The organism is Peribacillus asahii (assembly GCF_004006295.1).
GTDB lineage: Bacteria > Bacillota > Bacilli > Bacillales > DSM-1321 > Peribacillus > Peribacillus asahii_A.
Map to the genome: position 1 here is coordinate 966,979 of NZ_CP026095.1, position 21,757 is coordinate 988,735.

Sequence of the window (21,757 nt, forward strand, 5' to 3'; positions counted from 1 at the left end):
GCATTAATGAACGGCTTATAGCTTATAAAAAAGGACGTAAACAAAGCAATTGAAGGAGAGTGCTTCAATTGCTTTGTACTTGTGCTAAGAGTTAAATAAGGAGGGATTTGGATATCGATGAAAGTTGTTGCACTCAATATTGGGAAACCAATAACGGTAGAATATAACGGGAAAGCATTAACAACAGGCATATTTAAAACGCCAAGCCTTGAACCAGTTTTTCTTAGGAAGCTCAATTTTGAAGGAGATGGACAGGCTGATTTGGTGAATCACGGCGGAGAGGATAAAGCTGTTTGTGCTTATCCGTACGAGCATTATGCTTATTGGGAACAAACAATAAACAAGGACCTGGGAAGTAGCGCGTTTGGAGAAAACCTTACGCTGCAAGGGATGTTAGAACGGGATATACATATAGGAGATATTTATCAAGTAGGAGAAGCAGTTGTTCAGGTGAGTCAGCCGAGAGAACCTTGCTTTAAAGTCGCGAAGAAACATGGGGTGTCTGATTTAGCTCTACAAGTTCAAAATACGGGTTACACAGGCTATTACTTTAGAGTGTTACAAGAAGGATGGGTTCAACCAAATTCCGAAGTTGAATTAATCGAGAAAGATGGTAATCAAATATCGATTCAGTTTGCTAATAACATTATGCACCATGATAAAAGCAATAAAGAAGCGATCCAACAAATTTTAGCGGTTGAGGCACTTTCCGACAGCTGGAGAAAGACGTTTCATAAACGTTTAGCAGGGATAGAAACAGATATAAAGTGAAACTTCCATCAGTGGGGGGTCTTATTGTCTTACTGCCCGTTAAGTGTGGGATAAAAGCAAGGCTGGAAGGGACACATTAACACATTGTAAAAACGCTTGGTTAATTAGGTGAACCAAGCGTTTTTACGTATTATCAATATGAGTTAGTTAAAATTTTTTAATTATTTCCGGCAATTGGTTGGTCAACACCGTTAACATCGAGAACGTTGGTTCCGTTAATCGCGCTAACTGTGGCAATGATTGCTCCAGTATTAGAGGCACCAGAGCCGGTTATTGTTTTAGAGGCCGATTTTGGAGAAATTACTGCGGCGTCTCCAAATTGCAGAGTTCCTGAGCCCATATGAGAAATTTGAATAGGACCTGTAATTGCAGGCATAATAAACATCCCCTTTTTTCTAGTTTTTATTCTGCTTTCTTTGTTGAACCTGGCTTATTTTTCATTTCAGTGTCACTAAGTTGTCGAGTATGATGAATTTTTGATTTCATTCGTATATGTCCTACGTTTCCAAGACCAGCGACGGAGCTGGTCGAAATAGCGTTTATATAAATATTACCTGTTTCAATAAATGGACAAAGATGATTAAATCGCATTTGAATAGGTTCGGTGATGATCGGGAGAGTCAAGGGGCGCGAAAAAATTTTGTAATCACTAAAATCATCGTCGCGTTCATAGAGAATCTCGCTTCTTCGCTGAACAGCAAGTGCGTGGACTGTCCCGTCGATATAAGAGCAGTCACCAATTTGTAGAGTGGAACCCAAAATAATAGAAGTAGCCTCCAATGATCTGGATTTGGAAATTCGTTGAAACATATCAATTATGCCTTTGGTATTAGGGCGAGCGGTTTTATAATAAGGGATTCTGGTGGTGTATCGAAAGCGGAAGATAGTTGAACGGTTTGTACATCCCCAATAAGAAATAAGGAAGAAGCTGCTACCCCATTAATATTAATATTGTCTACACATAATTGATGATTAACCACATTAAACTCCATTAGGTTGATTTCCTCCTGTCTGTCCTTTTGAATGGGTAATAAAATTCATGAGAGCCACTTGAATATCTGATTTTACCTTTTCGAACACTTTTTCTTTTAAATGTTCAAATTGATGCGGGGCGCGTTCAGTTGGTAAACTATGGTCAAAATACATATGAATTCGTTGTTCGAGTTGACGTTCGACATCATTTTTGATGAAATCATGATACGTAGGATCAAGTGTAATGCCAACTTGAGATTCTGTAGCTTGAATCATTTCATCTAATTGTGACATCAATTCTATAGTCATTTCTTTAACAATCTGCTCCCTTTTTGGAAATGGAAAAGATGCTGGTGATACAGGCTGATTATTAACGGCAAATTCATCGATATTATTTAAGTCACTCGGATTTAATCCTATATTTAATGTTCCATCAAGAGATTCCACTTTTAATTGATCGAATTTGTATTCGATTCGATCGACATGAATCGGTGGCTTATTCTTTAGAACGGATATTTCTTCAGTTAGGCGTTTTACCTCTTGCTCAAGTTGCAGTATTCGTTTCTCTTGAGCTTCTAAGTAATGTTGCATTTGTTTAGAATAGGTATATAAATCATTGTTCAAGAGTTAGTCACCTCAAACTTTCACTGAAGATTTTAATCATTTGATAATATATGCAAAAGTTTGATATAGGTGAACGCCTAGAAGAAATCTAGAACATTTTACTATTAAAGTGGAACTAAGCTAATTTCACCACTAGGTTGTAATTGTGGTGCGGGCTCTGTGAAACCGCCTGTATTGGCTAATGAAGAGTATGGTTTAATAATGCCGGCACTACCGATTTGAAAAACAGAAGAGTTACTTATACCGCCAATTTTAATCATATTGATTTGAATCGTTTGTTGGATATGAAAAATCATTGTAAGCTCCTTTCTGATAGGCTATGTTAAACAATCTCGTGGATAAACGGATTTCTATAGCATAGCCTTCAGTTTAGACGTTAAATGCAACAGGTTCATCGATTAGATCAGGATCGTTTATATTCGTTGCGCTATATTGGTTATAAAGAGAAATCGACTGTCCGGTGTTAAACGAACCTGCACCTGCAAATGTTTTTGCAGTCGAATAAGGAGAAATTTTAAAAACATCGCCAATATGAACAATGCCGCTGCTAGACACATTAATGACTTGAATGACTCCGACGATTGCAGGCATATCATCCATCCTTTGACTTATTTATTAAATGTTAGATCACTAGGCAGAAGACTACTCGATGCTATAGTATGTATGTGAACGATTAATGTGAGTAGGATACTTATGCAATAAGGAAAATATATAGATGATCTGAATCTGTCCTATCATACTAATAAAAGGAGTGAGAGCGTGAAGGAATTGATAAATCCGATTGAGGAGAAAAAGCGTCTTGTTCATGTTGATATTTTAAGGGGAATAGCTATTCTAGGAATCTTTTTAGTTAACATGTCGTCTTTTCATATGCCCATTTTATATATCGATGGATATGATGTTTGGACGACAGGGTCGGACCGCTTGCTGTATATGTTTAGTGATATTTTTGCACAAACAAGTTTTTATCCATTGTTTGCTTTTTTGTTTGGATTTGGGGCTATTATTCTTTATGAACGAAGTGCGGAAAAGGGGAAGTCATTTCCTGTTCTTTTTAGTCGCAGAATGCTTTTCTTACTCTTTATTGGTTGTATTCATGCTTTTTTTATTTGGCATGGCGATATTTTGATTACATATGCGGTACTAGGATTTGTATTTTTATTGTTTTATAAATTGAAAGGCAAGACATTATTAATTGTCGGCTCGCTGCTGTATATGATTCCAGCCATGATTCTAAGTTTGCTTATGGTGTTTACGAGCTTGTTTTTTTCTGAAGAATTAGCAACAGAAGCGACAGCTAGTTATGAATTAGCGGAACAATCGCAGGACGTTTATCAACATGGTTCATTTATCGAGGTTACGAAGCAAAGAATGCAAGATTGGTATTATGTGAATAATATAGTAGGATTCGTCATGTATCTCTTTTTCGTTTTTCCTTTCTTTTTACTTGGAGCGGGTTTTGCTAAGCTGCGTTGGCTGCATGAGCCGTCTCTTCATAAACGAAAGCTTGTCGTTATCGCGATTGTCTGCTTCATTGTCGGTTTAGCTATTAAATGGCTTCCGTATGTAACGATCTATCATACCGGAACGACTCTCATTCAAGATGAACTAGGTGGTCCGCTGCTTACTTTTGCTTATATAACAGGTATTACCTTGCTTGTGCAAAAGGACAGCGTACGTCGATTATTACATCCACTCTCCTATATTGGGAAAATGTCCATGAGCAATTATTTGTTTCAATCGATTGTGTGCACCTTACTGTTTTACTCCTATGGCTTCGGTTTATATGGGGAAGTTTCGTATACAACAAGCTTTATTCTAATCTTTGTTATTTATGGCGTGCAATTGTTAGCAAGCTATATTTGGCTGAAACACTATCGCTTTGGGCCGATGGAATATGTATGGAGATGGTTTACGTATGGCAAACAATCTGCAATGAAAAGGCAGAGCGAAAAGGGATAGGTACATGCTTATTTCTTCATGCAAAGGGGAAATAAGGACAGAATGCTTAATTTTGTTTTTTAACTCTTGTCTGTGATATGATGTAGGAGAATTTGTACTAGGGGGCATTAAACTTATGATGGATACAACGCATTTACACATCACAACTTGGGTGATTGGTCTTATCCTCTTTTTCGTAACGTATTCGATGTTAAAAGGTGGAAATCCTAAAGCGAAAATGATGCATATGATTACCCGCTTGTTTTACATTCTTATTTTCCTTTCAGGCGGTATGCTGATCTCTGATTTCGGCGTATATGCAACGAAGATGATTGTCGGCTTATTAGTCATTGCTTTTATGGAAATGGTATTAGTACGTACGGCTAAAAGAAAAAGTACAGGAGTTATGTGGACATTATTTATATTAAGTTTACTCTTTGTACTATATTTAGGTTTCTCTTTACCGTTAGGAATCACTATTTTTTAATAAGTAATAAAGAAGCGGACGCTAAGAGCGTCCGCTTCTTTTATTTAGAGTTTACCTTTTCAATGATGATTCTTTTTCCCGTGTTAATCGTAAATTCAAATCGGTCATTTTTATTTTCTCCATAAGAGAAATGATGCTGAACGGAACAGATTTCTAAATTGTTATCGAAAGTGAAAAAATTCACACCTGACTGGGTACTTGTATTTTCTAAAAAGGTAAGCTGATTATAGCTATAAATGCAATCATATGCGGAGAAACCGAGAGAATTCAATGTTGTCACAAATTGAAAAAAGGAATCATCGGTTAGTTTCTCTAATAATTCTTCAAACGAGTAGATTAACTTCTTCCGGATATGAATGGTTTCATTTTGTTTGAGGAAGACGATTTCATGATTAGTAAGCTGAATGGCTCCTTCTTCTAAGATGATTCCTTGTCTCCAACGGCCTGACCGGTATACCTCTACTTCGTTGTGCATATAGTCTTCAATGGAGGAGGCCTCATCTGTTTCGTCATCAAAGAAAATCCATTGAAAATTAATATATTCTACTTTTCCTTCTGTAAATGCTCTCGTTTGCTGTTTAATTAATTTTACTCGTTGTTGCTGCCTCATTTACAATTACCTCCAATTTGGGATGCCTCACCTACTTTTTTGACAAAATTCGTTGAAAATATAATCGTAACTGGACAAATAACCATCTTTTTATTTTTGCATAGGCTATGTTATACACTTACGACTTTGCTCACAACTTCCTAATCTCCTAAAGAGTATTGTTCGAGTTAGAAAGGATGAAGAATTATGTGTGGGATAACTGGATGGGTACATTTTCAAAAAGATTTACGCACGGAAACGGATATTGTAGCCAAAATGACAAGTACGTTAGCGAAACGCGGACCAGATGATGAAAATGTGTGGAGCGATACCCATGTTGTATTTGGCCATCGTCGTTTAACAGTTGTAGACCCTGTCGGAGGAAAACAACCGATGACGAAGGCTCATGAAAGTGGAGTTTATACACTTTGTTATAACGGTGAGTTGTATAATACAGAAGATTTACGTAAAGAGCTATTATTAAAAGGATATTCTTTTAAAGGTCATTCTGATACAGAAGTTTTGCTAACTTCTTATATAGAATGGAAAGAAAAATGTGTGGATTTGTTTAATGGAATTTTTGCGTTTGCGATTTGGGATAGTGCGGAGCAAAAACTATTTGTTGGACGTGATCGTTTAGGCGTAAAGCCGCTGTTTTATGCGGAAAGAAATGGCGGACTTTTATTCGGATCGGAATTAAAAGCGCTGCTTGCTCATCCAGATGTTAAAGCAGAAATCAGCTATGAGGGATTAGCGGAAGTATTTGGAGTAGGGCCTTCACGTAAGCCGGGTTCAGGAGTGTTTCATCATATTCAAGAGCTGCGTCCGGCTCATGCGATGACATTGACACGTAACGGACTAAAGATTTGGCGTTATTGGAATGTGAAAAGTGAAGAGCATACGGATAGCCTAGAAGAAACGGTAGATCAAGTTCGTTTCCTTGTTGAAGATGCCGTAACTCGTCAGTTGGTTTCGGATGTGCCGCTTTGTACATTTTTATCAGGCGGTGTTGATTCAAGTGCGATTACCGCAATTGCAGCGAATGCCTATCGCCGTGAAGGGAAAGGACCGCTTCATACGTATTCCATCGATTATGAAGATAACGCGAAGTTTTTTAAAGCAAATGATTTTCAACCAAATGCGGACGGTCCATGGATTGAAAAAATGTCGAATGCATTCCAGACGAGGCATCATTCGTCCGTCATTACACAAGAGCTGTTGACAGACTACTTAACGGAAGCCGTTCATGTTCGCGATTTACCGGGAATGGCGGATGTAGATTCATCTTTACTCTGGTTTTGTAAAGAGATTAAGCAAGACTTTGTGGTCGGCTTGTCTGGAGAATGTGCGGATGAAATTTTTGGTGGATATCCATGGTTCCATCGGGAAGATGACTTGAATCGTTCTGGTTTTCCATGGATGCGTTCAACGGAAGAGCGAGTGTCTTTATTGAAACAGGGATGGCGTGACAAGTTGAAGTTGGAGGAATATGCGGAGGAAGCCTATTTAACGACGATTCGTGAAATGCCAAAGCTTCCTGGTGAAACAGGTATAGCAGCCAAGCGAAGAGAACTGTTTTATTTAAATATTCTTTGGTTTATGACGACGCTGTTAGATCGAAAGGACCGAATGAGTATGGGCGCTAGTCTTGAAGTACGGGTTCCTTTTGCGGATCATCGCCTTGTCGAATATGTATGGAATATTCCTTGGGAAATGAAAATGACGGGCAATCGTGAAAAAGGGATTTTACGTAAAGCCCTTGAAGGATTACTGCCAACGGAAGTGCTTTATCGCAAGAAAAGTCCTTATCCGAAAACGCATAATCCAGTTTACACAGAGCGTGTACAAAGCTGGTTAAAAGAGATTTTAGAGGATTCGAGTTCGATGCTCTATGAATTTTTTGACAAACAGAAGCTGAATGAGCTTGTCGAATCGAAGGGAGAGGCATTTAGAGTGCCTTGGTTTGGGCAATTGATGTCCGGTCCGCAATTGCTGGCTCATTTAGCACAAATGCATGTATGGTTTAACGATTATAAGATTGAGATTGTAGATTGAATAAGGTAATCGAGAGGATTCGGTATAAAATCATGCGCAACTCGGGGATAATCGGGCGAATTCAGTATAAAATCATGCCAAATTCGGAGAGAATCGAGCGAAAAGTCTGCGTAATCATGCCAAATGACTTGTTTACTAATTAATTAGAATATTTTGGTATTTAAGTTTGACCTTGGAAGAATAAGAAGCTAATCTTAAAGGCGTAAGGATGTTTAGGGAGGAGGAGCGGAATATGCGCAGAGTGTTATCACTCGTTTTACTTCCGTTTCTTCTTTTTTACGCCATTCCAGTAGGAGCAGCTGAAAAAGAAGAACGAACGTTGGAAGATGAAATCATTTATTCTATCATGATTGACAGGTTTTTTGATGGAAATCCAGAAAATAATGGAGATGCGGATGTTACGAATCCGAATACGTTTAATGGCGGCGATTTTGCCGGTGTGACAAAAAAACTAGATTATTTAAAAGAGATGGGGTTCACAACCATTTTACTCTCTCCTGTTTTTACGAATGATAAAGAGGGGTATCATGGATATTGGGTGGAGGACTTTTACAATACAGATTCGCACTTTGGCACACTAGATGAATTGAAAACATTAGTACAGGAGGCCCATAGTCGAGACATAAAAGTGATGGTAGACTTTGTGGCTAATTCTGTCGGTCCTAATCATCCATGGTTACAGGATCCAATGAAAGAAGATTGGTTTCATAAAAAGGACAGCGCTGATGAACAGCTGGAAAAAATCTGGATTGATGGTCTGCCGGATTTAAATCAAGAAAATCCTGAGGTGAAAGATTATTTATTAGATGTAGCTAAATGGTGGATTGAAGAAACGAATATTGATGGCTATCGTCTTCATCAAGTTGAGTATGTAAACCGAGATTTTTGGAAGGATTTTGTGCGGGTTGTTAAATCAGAAAAATCTGATTTCTGTCTGATTGGTGATGTTTTAGAGGGGACTCCAAAAACGATTTCCAGCTATGAAGAGACTGGGATGGATGCTTTTATGGATTACACTAAAAATGAAGCATTACGCCAGGCCTTTGCTGCTCCAGATGAAAGCTTAACAAACCTTTTTTCCGTTAAGAGAAAAAACGAGGACTTACTTAAGGCTGACACACAGCTTGTGAACTTTATGGATACGAGTCAATCATCACGCTTTACGTTTGATGCGGCTAATCATAATCAGCATCCGGGTACACGCTGGAAAATAGCTCTATCCTATTTGTATACGACACCCGGTGTGCCTGTTATTTTCTATGGCTCCGAAATTGCGTTAAACGGTAATGAAGCCCCTGAAAATCACCAGCTGATGAATTTTAAAACCGAACAAGATTTAGTGGACTATATAACGGATCTTGCCGAAATTCGTGCCGCACATCCTGCTTTATCGCGAGGAAAATTAGATGTTTTATATGAAAAAGACGGTGTCGTTGTGTACAAGCGGACGTTGGCTGAAGAAACGAATGTTGTGGTCATTAATAATACGTCGAAAACACAAAAGATTGTATTGAATCAATCCCAGCTAGAGGAGAATAAGGAATTGAGAGGGTTATTGAACGGCGATCTCGTTCGTAGTCAAGATGGCACGTATTCTATCGTTATTGACCGAGAGCTAGCAGAAGTGTATAAGCTTGTTCATAAGTCGGTTATTAACATTCCTTACTTTGCTGTATTATTTGCGGTACTTGCTTTATTCGCTCTGTTTATTGCTTTAGTCATGAAACGTTCGAAAAGAAATTCAATAGATTAATGGCATACCTCTCGATTATTCTGTGTACAAGTTACTGTCTAGATGCTGGTTCGTTGTCGGATATGGATGAATAGAGATAGATAATCGGGAGGGTATGAGATGAAAAAAAGATGGTGGAAAGAAGCGGTTTGTTATCAAATTTATCCTAGAAGCTTTCAAGACAGCAATGGGGATGGAATCGGTGATTTGCAAGGTGTCATTTCTCGTCTCGATTATCTCCATGAACTAGGCATCGATGTTCTTTGGATTTGTCCTTTTTTTCAATCGCCTAATGCTGATAATGGATATGATATTAGTGATTATCAAGCAGTTGCTCAAGAATTTGGGACGATGGACGATCTAGAAGTGTTAGTAGAAGAAGTGCATCGGCGCGGTATGAAAATTATCTTGGATCTTGTGCTGAATCACACAAGCGATGAACATCCATGGTTTATTGATTCTCGTTCTTCACAAGATCATCCAAAGCGAGATTGGTATATTTGGCGCGATGGTAAGAATGGAAAAGAGCCGAACAATTGGGAAAGTATTTTCTCAGGAAGTGCGTGGACATACGATGAACAGACGAAGCAATATTACTTGCATCTGTTTGCTGAAAAACAACCCGATTTAAACTGGAAAAATGCCAATATGCGTAGTGCATTATATGACATGGTTAATTGGTGGCTTGAAAAAGGAATCGATGGTTTCCGAGTGGATGCGATTACACATATTTATAAGCGAGACGGCTTGCCGAATATGCCGAATCCAGATGGAAAAGAGTACGTTCCAGCTTTTGATATGCATACAAATCAGGATGGAATCCTCGATTATTTGGAAGAATTAAAGACAGAAACGTTTGCTAACCATGATATTATGACAGTGGGTGAAGCAAATGGTGTTCGAATTGAACAAGCCGATGACTGGGTCGGGGCAGAGAATGGAAAGTTTAATATGATTTTTCAATTCGAACATTTAGGACTGTGGAATCGAGGTCATCACGAAACGGTGGATGTCCCGGCTTTAAAACAGACGCTGTCAAAGTGGCAATATGGCTTGCATAATAAAGGCTGGAATGCTTTATTTTTTGAAAATCACGATCAGCCTAGAATTGTTTCTACATGGGGCGATGATACACAATACTGGCTGGAAAGTGCGAAAATGATTGGTGCTTTATACTTTCTAATGCAGGGGACACCGTTTATTTATCAAGGGCAGGAAATCGGGATGACCAATGTTCAGTTTGCTTCGATTGATGATTATGATGATGTTGGGATGAAAAATTATTATCGCATTGAGACAGCAAAAGGCCGGCCTCATGAGGAAATGATGCAGATTATTTGGAAAAGCGGAAGAGATAACTCGCGAACGCCGATGCAATGGGATAGCAGCGCAAATGCAGGATTTACCAAGGGAACACCGTGGATGAAGGTGAATAAAAACTATCCGTCTATTAATGTTGCCAATCAAATAACGGATGGTCATTCTATCTATACTTTTTATAAGAAGCTGATTGAGCTGCGCAAGCAATATGAAGTATTTATTTATGGTGCCTATGAATTAGTGTTAGAGGACGATCCACAGATTTATGCTTATATTCGAAGAAGTGAAGGTCAAGCGGCTCTAGTTGTTTGTAATTTTAGTAAACAGAAGCAGTCTATTGATTTATCTTCATGGCGTACGGAACCAACGCAGCTTCTGTTAGCGAATTATAAGGATGCTTTTGTAAGTCTAGAGAAGAATACCACTCTAAGACCTTATGAAGTCCTTGTATATCTTCTATAAACTAAGTTAGTAAAGTAGGTCAATGAACGAAATTGCTTTTGTTTTTTTTGATTGATAGAATGATGTTAGATGATTAAACGATCCTAAGGAGATTTATGATGATTAATAAAATTGGCAAAATTACTGTGTATGTACAAGATCAAGAACAGGCAAAGGACTTTTGGTTAAATAAAGTGGGCTTTGTATTGAAATTTGAACAACCGATGGGACCAAACATGTCCTGGATAGAAGTTGGACCTAGTGAAGACGAATTTACTACCTTAGTTCTGTATTCTAAATCTGCAATGGAACAACATCAACCTGCTAAAGTTGCCCATCCATCGATTCTTTTTAGCACAACGGATATTGAATCAGCTTATGAGAAGATGAAACAAAATGGAGTAGAAGTAGGGGACATGTTAAGAATGCCGTTTGGAACAATGTTCTCATTTAAAGATCAAGATGGAAATGAGTATTTATTAAGGGAAGATAAATAAGTCGGAGGAAAAACTGTTTTCACTTGGATGTATTAAACAGTATGGCTGATTATACGATTTTTGGCTAAGGTGTGTGAAACTTCGGTTTCACACACCTTTTTAGCTATGCTGAAAGTCTCCTCAAGTATGTAATAAAGGTATGTTACTCCTTGCGTGTTCCACTAGTTTGAATGCATTATTTATATAATATGTGAGGTGTTTTAGGGGTGAAATCACGAATAATTCCAAGGCTCATACTCTCTACCTATCATTTTATTTGATATATACGAGCAAACTGTTTCTAGCACGAAAAAGGGGTTACTTATTTTTAAACAACAGAGTTTATTTCATACATATTAATTTTTTTGTAAAAACTTGTCATAAGAAAGTCGCAAATTTTCTATTATTTAACAGAATTTTAGGGAGAATTAACGTTTTAACGCGTTAATTGCTTAAAAATTTTGAATTTAGACACAAATAGAGAGAAAGGAATTGTATAATAAGTGTATGATAAAAGATATATCTAAAAAATTAAGAGGCTTTGGATTATCCTTTGCATCTTTTTAAAATATATAAAGGGCTTAATGTCTACAGAGGGGAGAGGGAAAAAGTAATGGCCGTTACGATAAAAGACGTGGCACAATTGGCAAACGTTGCTCCTTCGACGGTTTCACGAGTTATTGCAAATAATCCTAGAATTAGTGAAAAAACAAAGGTACGTGTTCGTGAGGCGATGGAAAAGTTAGGGTATCATCCAAACTTTATTGCACGTAGTTTAGCCAATCAATCAACACAGATTTTGGGTTTAGTACTGCCCAGTTCATCAGAAACGTTTTTTAATAGTCCGACATTCGCTACGATATTACGTGGTTTAAGTGAATGTGCTCGAGAAAGAAAATATTCATTGCTCATGAATACGGGGAATTCCGATGAGGAAATTTTTGAGGGAGTCGTTGAAATGGTGCAGGGAGGTATGGTAGACGGGATTGTTCTGATGTATTCGCGTATGAATGATCACACGATTACCTATTTGCAATCACGCAATTTTCCTTTTGTTTTGATTGGAAAACCGTATGAATTTGCTGAAGAAATTACATATGTCGATAACGATAATTATTTAGCAGCGAAGGAAGCAACGAATTATTTATTAGAGTTAGGACATAAGAAGGTTGGATTCATTGGGGGCCATTCCAAACTTGTTATGACGCATGAGCGTTTATTAGGGTACGAAGGTGCTTTGAAGGAACATGGAATCGTACCTAGAAACGACTATATTTTTTATGAAGAGGCATTACGAGAAGAGATGCAAGAAGTGATGCAAAACCTTTTAGCTTTATCAGAAGTACCTACCGCTTTAATCGTCCACGATGATTTAATGGCACTGAGTATTATGAATAGTTTAAGGTCTTTAGGATGCTTTACTCCAGAGCATATGTCTATTGTGAGCTTGAACAATACTTTATTTTCAGAAATTTCACTTTCTTCATTCACTTCCATTGATACAAATATGTATGATATCGGATATCAAGCAACAAGATGCTTAGTTCAAAAGCTAGCGTCGCCAGAAGAACGAATACAAGGTGCTATTATCCCGCATCATTTTGTCGAGCGCGACTCGTGTCAACGAGTGCAAACAGCCGTGTTAGTTTAGTATAAAACGAAAGGCTTCCCGCTCTTATTGGAAAGGAAGCCTTTATCGTATTATCCATTTACAACCGTACCGCCATTGATATGGAGTACTTGTCCGCTCATATAGGAGGAATCTTCGCTCGCTAAATATACATAAGCAGGAGCGAGTTCCTCTGGTTGTCCAGCGCGCCCGATTGGCGTATCGCTGCCAAACTTGGAGACATCTTGTTCATTGAACGAAGCGGGAATGAGCGGTGTCCAAATAGGGCCAGGTGCTACAGCATTCACACGAATACCATCTGTAATAATCGAATTGGAGAGTGCTCGTGTAAAGGAAACGATGGCTCCCTTTGTAGCTGAATAATCGATTAATTTAGGATGGCCTTTATAGGCTGTAATAGAAGCGGTGTTGATAATGCTGCTTCCTTGTTTTAAGTGAGGAAGAGCGGCTTGTGTTAAATAGAACATCGAAAAAATATTGGTGCGGAACGTTTTTTCTAGCTGCTCGGCTGTAATATCTAGAAAGTTCGTTTGCACATGCTGTTCAGCCGCATTGTTGACTAAAATATCAAGTCCCCCAAATGCTTCCATTGTTTGTGCAACGATACTTTGGCAAAAAGATTCATTGCCGATATCCCCCTGTAGGAGCAGGCATTTTTGGCCTTCTTTCTCTACTAACTGCTTCGTTGTTTTTGCATCCTCAACTTCATCTAAATAGACAATCGCCACGTTCGCGCCTTCTTTAGCAAAATAAATGCTTACAGACTTACCAATTCCGCTATCGCCACCGGTAATAATCGCTGTTTTACCAGCTAATTTACCGCTTCCTTTATAGTTTTCATTTACGGATTTTGGGTTAGGTGTCATCTTTGTTTCTACACCCGGCTGGTGTGTTTGATGCTGCGGCGGAAAGGTTTGCTTCGTTTGATTATTATTTGATGGACTCATAAAATCCCTCCTGCTTTTCATCTCTACTTCTTCTTATTTGCAAGTGAAGGACTAATAAAACGTGGGAAATATTAGGAGGTGTAAAAAAAAAAAACGATGTATGAATGGCATAATTCGTTTTTTCTTTTTACCTAATTTAAACAAATTAGTAAAATCTAGAATGATGTTGTAACAACAATACTGTATGATGAATAGTATAAATCATATAGTGTATAACATATATTAATTAAAAAATTGAGGTGGGTGAATGAGTACTTTACTAAATTCATTAACGACAGAGCTTAGAAGAGGAACGTTGACATTAGCGGTTTTAAGTCAATTGCGAACACCCCAGTACGGATATTCACTTGTTCAATTATTGGAGGAATCAAGTATTAATATTGATCAAAGTACCTTATATCCGTTGCTTCGCCGTTTAGAAAAGCAGGAGTTAGTGACAAGCAGTTGGGACACATCTGAGAGTAGACCCCGTAAGTACTATGTGTTAAGTGAATATGGTGTAGAAATCTTTTTGCAGTTAAAAGAGGAATGGATGAAGAATTCCAAACAACTATATGGGCTATTAACAAAGGGGGAAGACGATGAATCTAATTGATATTTATATACAAGAAGTCACGCGGAGACTGCCTGAAAAAAGTCGTGAGGATATTGCCCTCGAATTACGGTCGACGATTGAGGATATGCTGTCTGATGATTACAACGAGGAAGAGGTGAAGGAAGTCCTTGAAAAACTGGGTAATCCAGCAACATTAGCTAGCGGTTATCGAGATCAGCCCATGCACCTAATTGGTCCGCGCTATTTTGATGTATATGTCACGTTATTAAAGATGATTTTACCAATTGCCGCGGTCATTTCGTTAATCTCGATGATTGCCACATATTTTATGAATTATGGTGGAGAAGAAGCGGTTATTAATGTTGTGCTCCATATTATGGGGGAAGGAATATGGAAAATCATCGAAGTAAGCATGCAAGTATTCTTTTGGGTGACGCTTGTTTTCGCCATTATCGAACGAACGGATAAAGGAAAAGATCAGGATCCACTAACAACAAGTTTTAGCAAATGGACACCGGATGATTTAAAAAACATTTCGTATATTCCTAAGAAAAAAGCGATTACGAAGTGCGAAGTGTTTGGGGGGTTAATGTGGACAGCGATTTGGGCAACCCTTTATTTTTATGCCGAGCATCTTGTAGGGGTATATAGAGGTAGCGAAACAGGTCTTGAATTCGTGGTCCCCGTTTTAAACCATGAAGTGTTACTTCGCTATTGGCCAATTGTGATTGTGATTATCGGGTGTGAAATCGCACTATCTCTTTATAAATTAATGAAGGGGCAATGGACGAAGAGCATAGCTATTTTTAATATGGTTGTTCAGGTTGTAGGCACAGTTGTATTTATTGTCATATCCAGCAATCCCAACTTGCTTCACCCCAAATTCCTTGCCTATATAGCAGATTTTAAACAATTAGAAACGTGGGTGGTTGGCGGAGTAATTGGTATATTTATTATATCTGCCGCAATTGTTGTATTTGACGGTTTTCGTAAGGCTAAAATTAGTTAAAGAATGTTAAAAAACTCGCCAAAATTGGCGAGTTTTTTGTGTTAGCGGTAATTTAAAAATTGTACATCGATTGATAAATCTGCATTACGAATAGCATTGATAATCGCTTGTAAATCATCACGGCTTTTTCCTGTTACGCGGATTTGATCATCTTGGATTTGGCTTTTTACTTTTAAGCCGCTATTTTTAATAATCGTATTAATTTTCTTTGCTTGCTCTTTATCAATCCCTTGAATAAGCTTTGCACGTTGGCGTACATTTCCGCCTGAAGCACCTTCGATTTTTCCATACTCCAAGTTTTTAATGGGCACGTTACGTTTTACAAGTTTACTAAGAAGTACATCCTTTAATTGGTCCAGCTTATATTCATCGTCGGAAACGAGTATAAGCTCTTCTTTTTCTAGCGTAATGTTACTTTTGCTTCCTTTGAAATCATAGCGGGTTGCAATTTCTTTCATCGCCATTGTGACAGCATTTGTTACTTCTGGAAACTCTACTTTTGATACAATATCAAATGAACTTTCTTTTGCCATGTCTTACCTCCAGCAAGATTTATTTCCTTTATTATATGGAATGATAGGAGGGAAGACAACTAATCGGATTCTATTTATGGTCAGTTTGTTTGGAATATGAGTGTTTACCCGCTCTAAGGTTTTCTGTATATTGCACATTTTTTTCGGCATTGTAAGCTTGATTATCTTTTGCTTTTTTATCATTATCTTTTGTTGTAGACATAATAAAACTCCCTTTCGTTTATGGTCAGTTCTTAGTGTTGACGCAAATGAAAGGGAGTATGTATTCGTTTTATTTCGTTTTATTTAAGAAGAAAATGGCAATCGTACCTGGACCAGAGTGCGCACCAATTGTTGCACCAACCGTATTAATGAAAACATCTTTTGTACCGAACTCTGCTTGAATGGCCGCTTTATATTCTAAAGCTGCTTCTTCATCATCGCCATGACTGATTGCAATCGATTGCTCATGCAAATTTTGTCCACGTTCATGCATTAATTCCAGAATCCGTTTCATTAATTTCTTTTTGCCGCGTACTTTTTCAAGCGGAATTAGTTTTCCATCTTCAACATGTAGTAAGGGCTTAATGTTTAATAAACCGCCGACAAAGGCTGAAGCTTTAGAAATTCGTCCGCCGCGAGCTAAATATTCAAGATCGTCAACGGTAAAGAGGTGTTCCATATGACGAATATGGAACTGAATGTCTTCAAGAATCTCTTCTTTAGAAGCGCCTTTTGCTGCTAATTGGGCGGCGCTTTTTACAACGAGTCCCGCACCAAGGGAGGCACACTTCGTATCAATGATTTCAAGGTCTAATTCTGGATATTGCTCTTTTACTTGATTACGGCACATAACGGCCGTTTGATAGGTTCCAGACAATTGAGAGGAGAAAGCAATATAGATACCTCGTTGTTTCTCTTTCGCAAATTGTGTAAATAGCTCTATTAAGTATTCCGGAGAAGATTGAGATGTTTTAGGAGCTTTCCCTTCACGCATCGCTTGATAAACTTCTTTCGGATCGATAGTTTGTAGGTCTGTGTAATTTTTCCCTTCAAGATGTACTTGAAGAGGAATAAATGAGACATTGTTTTCTGTGTAGAAAGACAATGGCAAATCACATGCACTGTCTGCTAAAATTGTGATAGCCACGCTTACACCTGCTTTCTTCATTATTTAATTATGTTTAGTGTAGCATGATAAGCGAAAAAAACCATCTATTCTGCTCGTCCCAACTTATCCGATATTGTAATTTTTTTGAGAAAGCAGTAGGGAATAGAGGAATTAATGAATTCTAGTGGGGGGAGTTCAACCGCTTATTCCCTGGTATAAAATGCTAATATTGATATGGAAGATTTAAATGTTAATCTATGAGAAAAATTTAGAAAACTATTGAATAAATTGTAAAAATTTGAAATAATAAACCTATATCTACCAAACAGTCTTGAATTCTGTCTGCATACTTAGGAAGACGCTTTGAACTTTCTTTTACTCGGGAAGAGAATGAAAGAATAGGTATAAAGTGATAGGAATAAGGGAGATTGTAAGAATGGTAGATATGTTTTTTTAAAGGGTATGAAAGCGGTTACACTGGTTAGGGGGGATAAGAGGAGCAAACGTGCTGAAGTGAAGGGAATCACGTGCGAACCAAAGACTGAAAACTCTGTATTTTCAAAAAGAAGAACAAAGGAGTTGAAATGATGGATAACAATGCACAAAATAGCCAAGAAGTTCAGGCTGTAGATTTTGAAAAAATTATTGAAACACCGGAATTTAAAGCTTTGACTAGCCGAAAAACTAAGTTTATGACGCCTTATATTATTGTGTTCTTAGTAGCCTTTTTTATGCTGCCTATTCTAACAGGATATACAAAGGTCCTTAATTCAAATGCGATTGGGTTGATTAACTGGACTTGGATATACGCTTTTAGCATGTTCGTATTGACATGGGTTTTTTCAACAATTTATACGAAAAAAGCTTCTAGCTTTGATAAGGAAGCAGAAGAGATTATTGAAAAACACATTTTGAAGTAGGGGGAGGTCTTTGGTTTGAATGCGATCACATTAATCATCTTTTTTGGAGTAATAGGGATCACGCTTTATGTTACATATTTGGCAGCAAAGCGTACGTCTACAGCAAGTGAATTTTATACAGCTGGCGGCTCGTTGACCGGTTGGCAAAATGGACTTGCGATTGCGGGGGATTACTTATCTGCTGCTTCTTTCCTAGGAATTGCCGGGGCCATTTCATTAAATGGTTTTGACGGTTTTTATTATAGTGTAGGGTGGCTTGTGGCATACCTAGTCGTTTTATTCTTAATCGCAGAACCACTTCGTAATCTTGGAAAATATACGATGGCTGATATGATTGGTGCCCGCTTTTCAGCGACAAAAGTTCGCGGTGCAGCAGCTTTAAATACAATTACAATCGTTATTTTCTATATGATTGCTCAGCTTGTTGGGGCAGGAGCACTTATTAAGTTACTTTTTGGACTTGAGTACTGGATGGCCGTAATTCTTGTTGGGATTATGATGTCGATTTATGTATTATTCGGAGGAATGGGAGCTACAAGTTGGGTACAAATCATCAAAGCCGGCCTTCTTATGGCAGGAACAGTCGTTATTTCTTTCCTTGTCCTTTTAAAATTTGATTTTAGCATGGTCGCCATGTTTGAGAAGGTATCGACAGCTACTGCTCATGGTGAAAGCTTCTTACTTTCAGGTACCGTTTATAAAAACCCATTAGAATTAATTTCCGTTCTGATTGCGCTTTTATTAGGTACTGCTGGTCTTCCACATATCTTAATGCGCTTCTTTACAGTAAAAGATGCGAAAACAGCTCGCTCCTCTGTTATTTACGCAGTTTGGATTATTGGTATTTTCTATGTTTTAACAATCTTCCTAGGTTTCGGTGCAGCGGCCTTCGTTGGTACTGATGCGATTGTAGCTGAAAATGCGGCTGGTAATATGGCTGCTCCGATGCTTGCCGGTATACTAGGTGGAAATGCACTAGAATCATTCGTAGCAGCAGTTGCATTTGCGACGATTCTAGCGGTTGTTGCTGGTCTTGTACTATCTGGAGCTTCAGCTCTTGCACATGATCTTTACGGACAAATTATTAAAAAAGGTAAAGTAACAGAAAAGCAGCAAGTAGCTGCTGCACGTTGGGCCGCTCTTGGTGTTGCTGTATTCTCTATCCTTCTTGCACTTGGTTCAGAAAAGTTGAATGTTGCGTTCCTTGTTTCGATTGCCTTTTGTATTGCGGCATCTGCGAACGTACCGACGCTTCTTTTTACAATCTATTGGAAACGATTTAATACGACAGGTGCAGTTGCTTCGATGTTGACTGGATTAATTGTAGCGGTTGTTCTAGTAATTCTCGGTCCTAACGTTATTAATCCTGTTGAAGGAAAAGCATTTTTCGTTGGCGAGCCACTATTCCCGTGGACAAATCCTGCAATTATTTCCGTTCCAGCTGGATTCCTTGCAGCTATTATAGGAAGCCTTTTATCATCTAAGAGCGAAGGTGAGAAGAGTTACGCTGAAGTTAAATTCCAAGCTGAAACAGGTTATAGAGGACTTGAAGACACTGGAACTGACGGTGGCTATAATCCACATGCGCATTAATCCTTAGTTTAGGGATACGTCAAGAAACGGTAGAAAGCGCCGCTTGATTGAATAATCTTTTCAAACCGTCATCCCCCGTCCTTAAAAGACGGGGGATTTTTCTTATAAGCAAATAATAGGGATCGTGGGGTAGGAGAGATGAACGTTCATGAACAAAAAGAGCTGATGGAGAAAGTTCACAATCAGCCTTTATTTAAAGGTGTATCGAATGAAACGTTTTTACAGCTTATGGACGATTGTGAGCTGCAGTATTATCGGAAATCTGAAAAAATCCCTTACTCTAAACATCCGCATGAAGGTTTACTTCTCATCTTGAAAGGTTCTGCTGAAGTATTGGTTGAAGCGGAAAATGGGAGATGGGAAGTTCTCGAAGTGCTTCAGGAAGGGGAACTCTTTGGCTTTTCCACCCTCGCTTATTTCTTAGGTGAGCCTGATGAGCCCGTTGGTCAACATGAAGTTGAAGTAGAAGCGGTAAACCATTCATACTGTCTGCAAATTCCTTATTCGGTCATTAGGCGAAGATGGGAAGATGAGTTTGTACGTGATTATATGCTAAGACAAGTAGCTCTCCGACTGCGAGAAATTTATTCATCACTTGCGGAACAGGTAAAGTTGGCAGGGGAATGGGGAGAAAGTGAGCCGTTTGTTCGCCGAGCACAAGACTTGATGCAAGCACCTGCTTTTACAGTAGATGAAGATGAAACAGTGCAAAATATCGCACGGAAAATGGTGAATCACTCCATTGGTACGATGCTTGTTGTGGATAAAAAGGAGCATTTACTCGGGATTGTTACGGAAAAAGATATTGTTGAGCGAGTTGTAGCGGGAACCTTTACAATCCCTCCAAAAGCAAAAGATATTATGACAAACAAGGTACATACGGTTTCCCGTCATGATTACTATTACGAAGTACTATCAATGTTTTATACAACTGGAGTGAAGAATTTACCCGTTGTTGAAGGGGAGAAAGTAGTAGGGATTGTGACGCTTTCTAATTTGATTGCGAAAAGAAATAGAGGTGCAATGGGAGTCATCAAGAAGATTGAAGACTCTTCATTTGAAAATTTACCACAGGTGAAACATGCAATCTATGACGTGTTATCCAGTTTAATTCATGATGAAATCTCAACGATTCAAACTTTGGGAATTATTACTAAATTATATGACCGACTTGCCTATCATTGTGTTAATCTAGCCGTTAAATCGTTGGAACAGAAAGGAAAAGGCACACCGCCTGTTCCGTTTTGTTTATATCAAATGGGCAGTGGTGCACGTGGAGAACAGTTTATGTTAACGGATCAAGATCATTTCCTCGTTTATGCTGATAGTGAGAAAAATAACAAAGGGGAGATAAAACAATATTTCTCATTGCTCGGTCAAGAGATTGTTCATCATCTTGAACAGGCAGGGTATGCATTATGTAAAGGAAAGATGATGTCAAGCGAGCAAGTTTGGCGCGGTTCGCTTTTGGAATGGAAGCGGCGTCTTCATCTTTGGGCACTAAAGTTAAAGGATGAGCATATTTTATTGGGCCATAATTTTTTGTCGTTTCGGTTTTTATACGGAAATCATTCATTGAATGGACAATTTGTGGATCTCGTTCAAGGTCAATTGGAAAAGTCGCGCACGTTCATCTATTACATGGCACAGCAGGAGCGGGAAAAGCTAGTACCACAGTTTGACCAGCCTTTTGGCATTCTCTTCAAAGGGAAAAGGCAAGTTATTGACATAAAAAAGCATGCATTATTTCCCCTTCATCACTGTCTGCAAATTTTAGGGGTACATAATGGCTTGATTGAAGGGACTACAATCGAACTGTTGAATGAATTGGTGAAAAAAGGAGAACTATCGGAAGGGTTTGCAGATGATTTACACCATGCATACGAAGTAGCGCTCCGAACACGCATTCAAATGTCGTGGAGAAAACATCTTCGTAATGAAGAAATTACAACGGAAATTAAACTGTCTTCCATTCGCACTTGGGAAAAAGATGAATTAATTACGATGTTAAAAACAGTCAGGTCACTGCAGTTTTATCTCCTCTCGAAATTGTGAATTTAAAATAAGGGGT

Annotated in this window: 24 protein-coding genes; 13 read left to right on the top strand and 11 right to left on the bottom strand. The window is 38.4% G+C overall.

Features of this window, described 5'->3' with window-relative positions; translation table 11 throughout:
• Positions 1 to 117 precede the first annotated feature (117 nt).
• Entirely contained in the window at positions 118 to 771 is a 654-nt protein-coding gene (locus BAOM_RS04850; protein ID WP_127759290.1) for an MOSC domain-containing protein, read from the top strand.
• Positions 772 to 928: 157 nt separating this feature from the next.
• Here the strand turns inward: BAOM_RS04850 and BAOM_RS04855 are convergent, their stop codons facing one another.
• From BAOM_RS04855 to BAOM_RS04880, 6 genes are all read right to left on the bottom strand, one after another.
• Positions 929 to 1,147, bottom strand: coding sequence for a spore germination protein (locus BAOM_RS04855; protein ID WP_127759291.1), 219 nt, complete (start codon positions 1,145 to 1,147; stop codon positions 929 to 931).
• Positions 1,148 to 1,173: 26 nt separating this feature from the next.
• Complete coding sequence (locus BAOM_RS04860) at positions 1,174 to 1,581, bottom strand: spore germination protein GerPE (protein ID WP_127759292.1); 408 nt, start codon at positions 1,579 to 1,581, stop codon at positions 1,174 to 1,176.
• A gap of 5 nt (positions 1,582 to 1,586) precedes the next feature.
• Positions 1,587 to 1,763 (bottom strand): spore gernimation protein GerPD, encoded by a 177-nt coding sequence (locus BAOM_RS04865; RefSeq protein WP_127759293.1) that lies wholly within the window; start codon positions 1,761 to 1,763, stop codon positions 1,587 to 1,589.
• The gene (gene gerPC / locus BAOM_RS04870) at positions 1,753 to 2,367 is read right to left on the bottom strand and encodes a spore germination protein GerPC (protein ID WP_127759294.1); all 615 of its coding nucleotides are present in this window, start codon (positions 2,365 to 2,367) and stop codon (positions 1,753 to 1,755) included. The genes BAOM_RS04865 and gerPC overlap by 11 nt, the downstream gene beginning before the upstream one ends.
• Before the next feature lie 104 nt (positions 2,368 to 2,471).
• The gene (locus tag BAOM_RS04875; protein WP_127759295.1) at positions 2,472 to 2,663 is read right to left on the bottom strand and encodes a spore germination protein GerPB; all 192 of its coding nucleotides are present in this window, start codon (positions 2,661 to 2,663) and stop codon (positions 2,472 to 2,474) included.
• Between the two features lie 73 nt (positions 2,664 to 2,736).
• Positions 2,737 to 2,958, bottom strand: coding sequence for a spore germination protein (locus BAOM_RS04880; protein ID WP_127759296.1), 222 nt, complete (start codon positions 2,956 to 2,958; stop codon positions 2,737 to 2,739).
• Between the two features lie 168 nt (positions 2,959 to 3,126).
• Between BAOM_RS04880 and BAOM_RS04885 the strand changes: the two genes are divergently transcribed.
• Positions 3,127 to 4,329 carry a DUF418 domain-containing protein gene (locus BAOM_RS04885; RefSeq protein WP_127759297.1) on the top strand — a complete coding sequence of 401 codons (1,203 nt, stop codon included), beginning with the start codon at positions 3,127 to 3,129 and terminating at the stop codon, positions 4,327 to 4,329.
• Positions 4,330 to 4,444: 115 nt separating this feature from the next.
• A complete protein-coding gene (locus BAOM_RS04890; protein WP_127759298.1) occupies positions 4,445 to 4,795 on the top strand; it encodes a YisL family protein in 351 nt (116 codons plus the stop codon).
• 40 nt (positions 4,796 to 4,835) lie between these two features.
• Here BAOM_RS04890 and BAOM_RS04895 read toward each other — a convergent pair whose 3' ends face one another.
• Entirely contained in the window at positions 4,836 to 5,405 is a 570-nt protein-coding gene (locus BAOM_RS04895; RefSeq protein ID WP_127759299.1) for a DUF2777 domain-containing protein, read from the bottom strand.
• 186 nt (positions 5,406 to 5,591) lie between these two features.
• Here BAOM_RS04895 and asnB point away from each other — a divergent pair, with 186 nt between their 5' ends.
• The 5 genes from asnB to BAOM_RS04920 all read left to right on the top strand — a co-directional run bounded on the left by asnB (position 5,592) and on the right by BAOM_RS04920 (position 13,059).
• On the top strand, positions 5,592 to 7,439 hold the full coding sequence (gene asnB, locus BAOM_RS04900; protein ID WP_127759300.1) for an asparagine synthase (glutamine-hydrolyzing): 1,848 nt from the start codon (positions 5,592 to 5,594) through the stop codon (positions 7,437 to 7,439).
• 232 nt (positions 7,440 to 7,671) lie between these two features.
• A complete protein-coding gene (locus BAOM_RS04905; protein WP_127759301.1) occupies positions 7,672 to 9,192 on the top strand; it encodes an alpha-amylase family glycosyl hydrolase in 1,521 nt (506 codons plus the stop codon).
• Positions 9,193 to 9,291: 99 nt separating this feature from the next.
• On the top strand, positions 9,292 to 10,953 hold the full coding sequence (locus BAOM_RS04910; protein WP_127759302.1) for a glycoside hydrolase family 13 protein: 1,662 nt from the start codon (positions 9,292 to 9,294) through the stop codon (positions 10,951 to 10,953).
• 98 nt (positions 10,954 to 11,051) lie between these two features.
• A complete protein-coding gene (locus BAOM_RS04915; protein ID WP_127762450.1) occupies positions 11,052 to 11,429 on the top strand; it encodes a VOC family protein in 378 nt (125 codons plus the stop codon).
• Positions 11,430 to 12,021: 592 nt separating this feature from the next.
• The gene (locus BAOM_RS04920) at positions 12,022 to 13,059 is read left to right on the top strand and encodes a LacI family DNA-binding transcriptional regulator (protein WP_127759303.1); all 1,038 of its coding nucleotides are present in this window, start codon (positions 12,022 to 12,024) and stop codon (positions 13,057 to 13,059) included.
• 50 nt (positions 13,060 to 13,109) lie between these two features.
• Here the strand turns inward: BAOM_RS04920 and BAOM_RS04925 are convergent, their stop codons facing one another.
• The gene (locus tag BAOM_RS04925; RefSeq protein WP_127759304.1) at positions 13,110 to 13,985 is read right to left on the bottom strand and encodes an SDR family oxidoreductase; all 876 of its coding nucleotides are present in this window, start codon (positions 13,983 to 13,985) and stop codon (positions 13,110 to 13,112) included.
• Between the two features lie 247 nt (positions 13,986 to 14,232).
• Here BAOM_RS04925 and BAOM_RS04930 point away from each other — a divergent pair, with 247 nt between their 5' ends.
• Positions 14,233 to 14,580: a PadR family transcriptional regulator gene (locus tag BAOM_RS04930; RefSeq protein ID WP_127759305.1), complete on the top strand. Its 348-nt coding sequence runs from the start codon at positions 14,233 to 14,235 to the stop codon at positions 14,578 to 14,580.
• Entirely contained in the window at positions 14,567 to 15,550 is a 984-nt protein-coding gene (locus BAOM_RS04935) for an HAAS signaling domain-containing protein (protein WP_127759306.1), read from the top strand. The genes BAOM_RS04930 and BAOM_RS04935 overlap by 14 nt, the downstream gene beginning before the upstream one ends.
• Before the next feature lie 41 nt (positions 15,551 to 15,591).
• Here the strand turns inward: BAOM_RS04935 and BAOM_RS04940 are convergent, their stop codons facing one another.
• From BAOM_RS04940 to BAOM_RS04950, 3 genes are all read right to left on the bottom strand, one after another.
• On the bottom strand, positions 15,592 to 16,083 hold the full coding sequence (locus BAOM_RS04940; protein WP_127759307.1) for a YajQ family cyclic di-GMP-binding protein: 492 nt from the start codon (positions 16,081 to 16,083) through the stop codon (positions 15,592 to 15,594).
• A gap of 70 nt (positions 16,084 to 16,153) precedes the next feature.
• A complete protein-coding gene (locus BAOM_RS04945; RefSeq protein WP_127759308.1) occupies positions 16,154 to 16,285 on the bottom strand; it encodes a DUF3941 domain-containing protein in 132 nt (43 codons plus the stop codon).
• A 69-nt stretch (positions 16,286 to 16,354) separates the two neighbouring features.
• Positions 16,355 to 17,212 (bottom strand): DegV family protein, encoded by an 858-nt coding sequence (locus BAOM_RS04950; RefSeq protein ID WP_127759309.1) that lies wholly within the window; start codon positions 17,210 to 17,212, stop codon positions 16,355 to 16,357.
• Positions 17,213 to 17,757: 545 nt separating this feature from the next.
• Here BAOM_RS04950 and BAOM_RS04955 point away from each other — a divergent pair.
• From BAOM_RS04955 to BAOM_RS04965, 3 genes are all read left to right on the top strand, one after another.
• A complete protein-coding gene (locus BAOM_RS04955) occupies positions 17,758 to 18,093 on the top strand; it encodes a DUF485 domain-containing protein (protein ID WP_252283096.1) in 336 nt (111 codons plus the stop codon).
• Between the two features lie 15 nt (positions 18,094 to 18,108).
• Positions 18,109 to 19,686 (top strand): solute symporter family protein, encoded by a 1,578-nt coding sequence (locus BAOM_RS04960; protein ID WP_127759310.1) that lies wholly within the window; start codon positions 18,109 to 18,111, stop codon positions 19,684 to 19,686.
• A gap of 138 nt (positions 19,687 to 19,824) precedes the next feature.
• Entirely contained in the window at positions 19,825 to 21,741 is a 1,917-nt protein-coding gene (locus BAOM_RS04965) for a DUF294 nucleotidyltransferase-like domain-containing protein (protein WP_127759311.1), read from the top strand.
• The last annotated feature ends 16 nt before the right edge of the window (positions 21,742 to 21,757 follow it).

What these genes read in the sequence shown, in the direction of transcription:
- BAOM_RS04850 (WP_127759290.1), top strand. Translation starts at nt 118, where the DNA reads ATGAAAGTTGTTGCACTCAATATTGGGAAACCAATAACGGTAGAATAT.
- BAOM_RS04855 (WP_127759291.1), bottom strand. Translation starts at nt 1,147, where the DNA reads ATGCCTGCAATTACAGGTCCTATTCAAATTTCTCATATGGGCTCAGGA.
- BAOM_RS04860 (WP_127759292.1), bottom strand. Translation starts at nt 1,581, where the DNA reads ATGTTTCAACGAATTTCCAAATCCAGATCATTGGAGGCTACTTCTATT.
- BAOM_RS04865 (WP_127759293.1), bottom strand. Translation starts at nt 1,763, where the DNA reads ATGGAGTTTAATGTGGTTAATCATCAATTATGTGTAGACAATATTAAT.
- BAOM_RS04875 (WP_127759295.1), bottom strand. Translation starts at nt 2,663, where the DNA reads ATGATTTTTCATATCCAACAAACGATTCAAATCAATATGATTAAAATT.
- BAOM_RS04880 (WP_127759296.1), bottom strand. Translation starts at nt 2,958, where the DNA reads ATGCCTGCAATCGTCGGAGTCATTCAAGTCATTAATGTGTCTAGCAGC.
- BAOM_RS04890 (WP_127759298.1), top strand. Translation starts at nt 4,445, where the DNA reads ATGATGGATACAACGCATTTACACATCACAACTTGGGTGATTGGTCTT.
- BAOM_RS04895 (WP_127759299.1), bottom strand. Translation starts at nt 5,405, where the DNA reads ATGAGGCAGCAACAACGAGTAAAATTAATTAAACAGCAAACGAGAGCA.
- asnB (WP_127759300.1), top strand. Translation starts at nt 5,592, where the DNA reads ATGTGTGGGATAACTGGATGGGTACATTTTCAAAAAGATTTACGCACG.
- BAOM_RS04905 (WP_127759301.1), top strand. Translation starts at nt 7,672, where the DNA reads ATGCGCAGAGTGTTATCACTCGTTTTACTTCCGTTTCTTCTTTTTTAC.
- BAOM_RS04910 (WP_127759302.1), top strand. Translation starts at nt 9,292, where the DNA reads ATGAAAAAAAGATGGTGGAAAGAAGCGGTTTGTTATCAAATTTATCCT.
- BAOM_RS04915 (WP_127762450.1), top strand. Translation starts at nt 11,052, where the DNA reads ATGATTAATAAAATTGGCAAAATTACTGTGTATGTACAAGATCAAGAA.
- BAOM_RS04920 (WP_127759303.1), top strand. Translation starts at nt 12,022, where the DNA reads ATGGCCGTTACGATAAAAGACGTGGCACAATTGGCAAACGTTGCTCCT.
- BAOM_RS04925 (WP_127759304.1), bottom strand. Translation starts at nt 13,985, where the DNA reads ATGAGTCCATCAAATAATAATCAAACGAAGCAAACCTTTCCGCCGCAG.
- BAOM_RS04930 (WP_127759305.1), top strand. Translation starts at nt 14,233, where the DNA reads ATGAGTACTTTACTAAATTCATTAACGACAGAGCTTAGAAGAGGAACG.
- BAOM_RS04935 (WP_127759306.1), top strand. Translation starts at nt 14,567, where the DNA reads ATGAATCTAATTGATATTTATATACAAGAAGTCACGCGGAGACTGCCT.
- BAOM_RS04940 (WP_127759307.1), bottom strand. Translation starts at nt 16,083, where the DNA reads ATGGCAAAAGAAAGTTCATTTGATATTGTATCAAAAGTAGAGTTTCCA.
- BAOM_RS04945 (WP_127759308.1), bottom strand. Translation starts at nt 16,285, where the DNA reads ATGTCTACAACAAAAGATAATGATAAAAAAGCAAAAGATAATCAAGCT.
- BAOM_RS04955 (WP_252283096.1), top strand. Translation starts at nt 17,758, where the DNA reads ATGATGGATAACAATGCACAAAATAGCCAAGAAGTTCAGGCTGTAGAT.
- BAOM_RS04965 (WP_127759311.1), top strand. Translation starts at nt 19,825, where the DNA reads ATGAACGTTCATGAACAAAAAGAGCTGATGGAGAAAGTTCACAATCAG.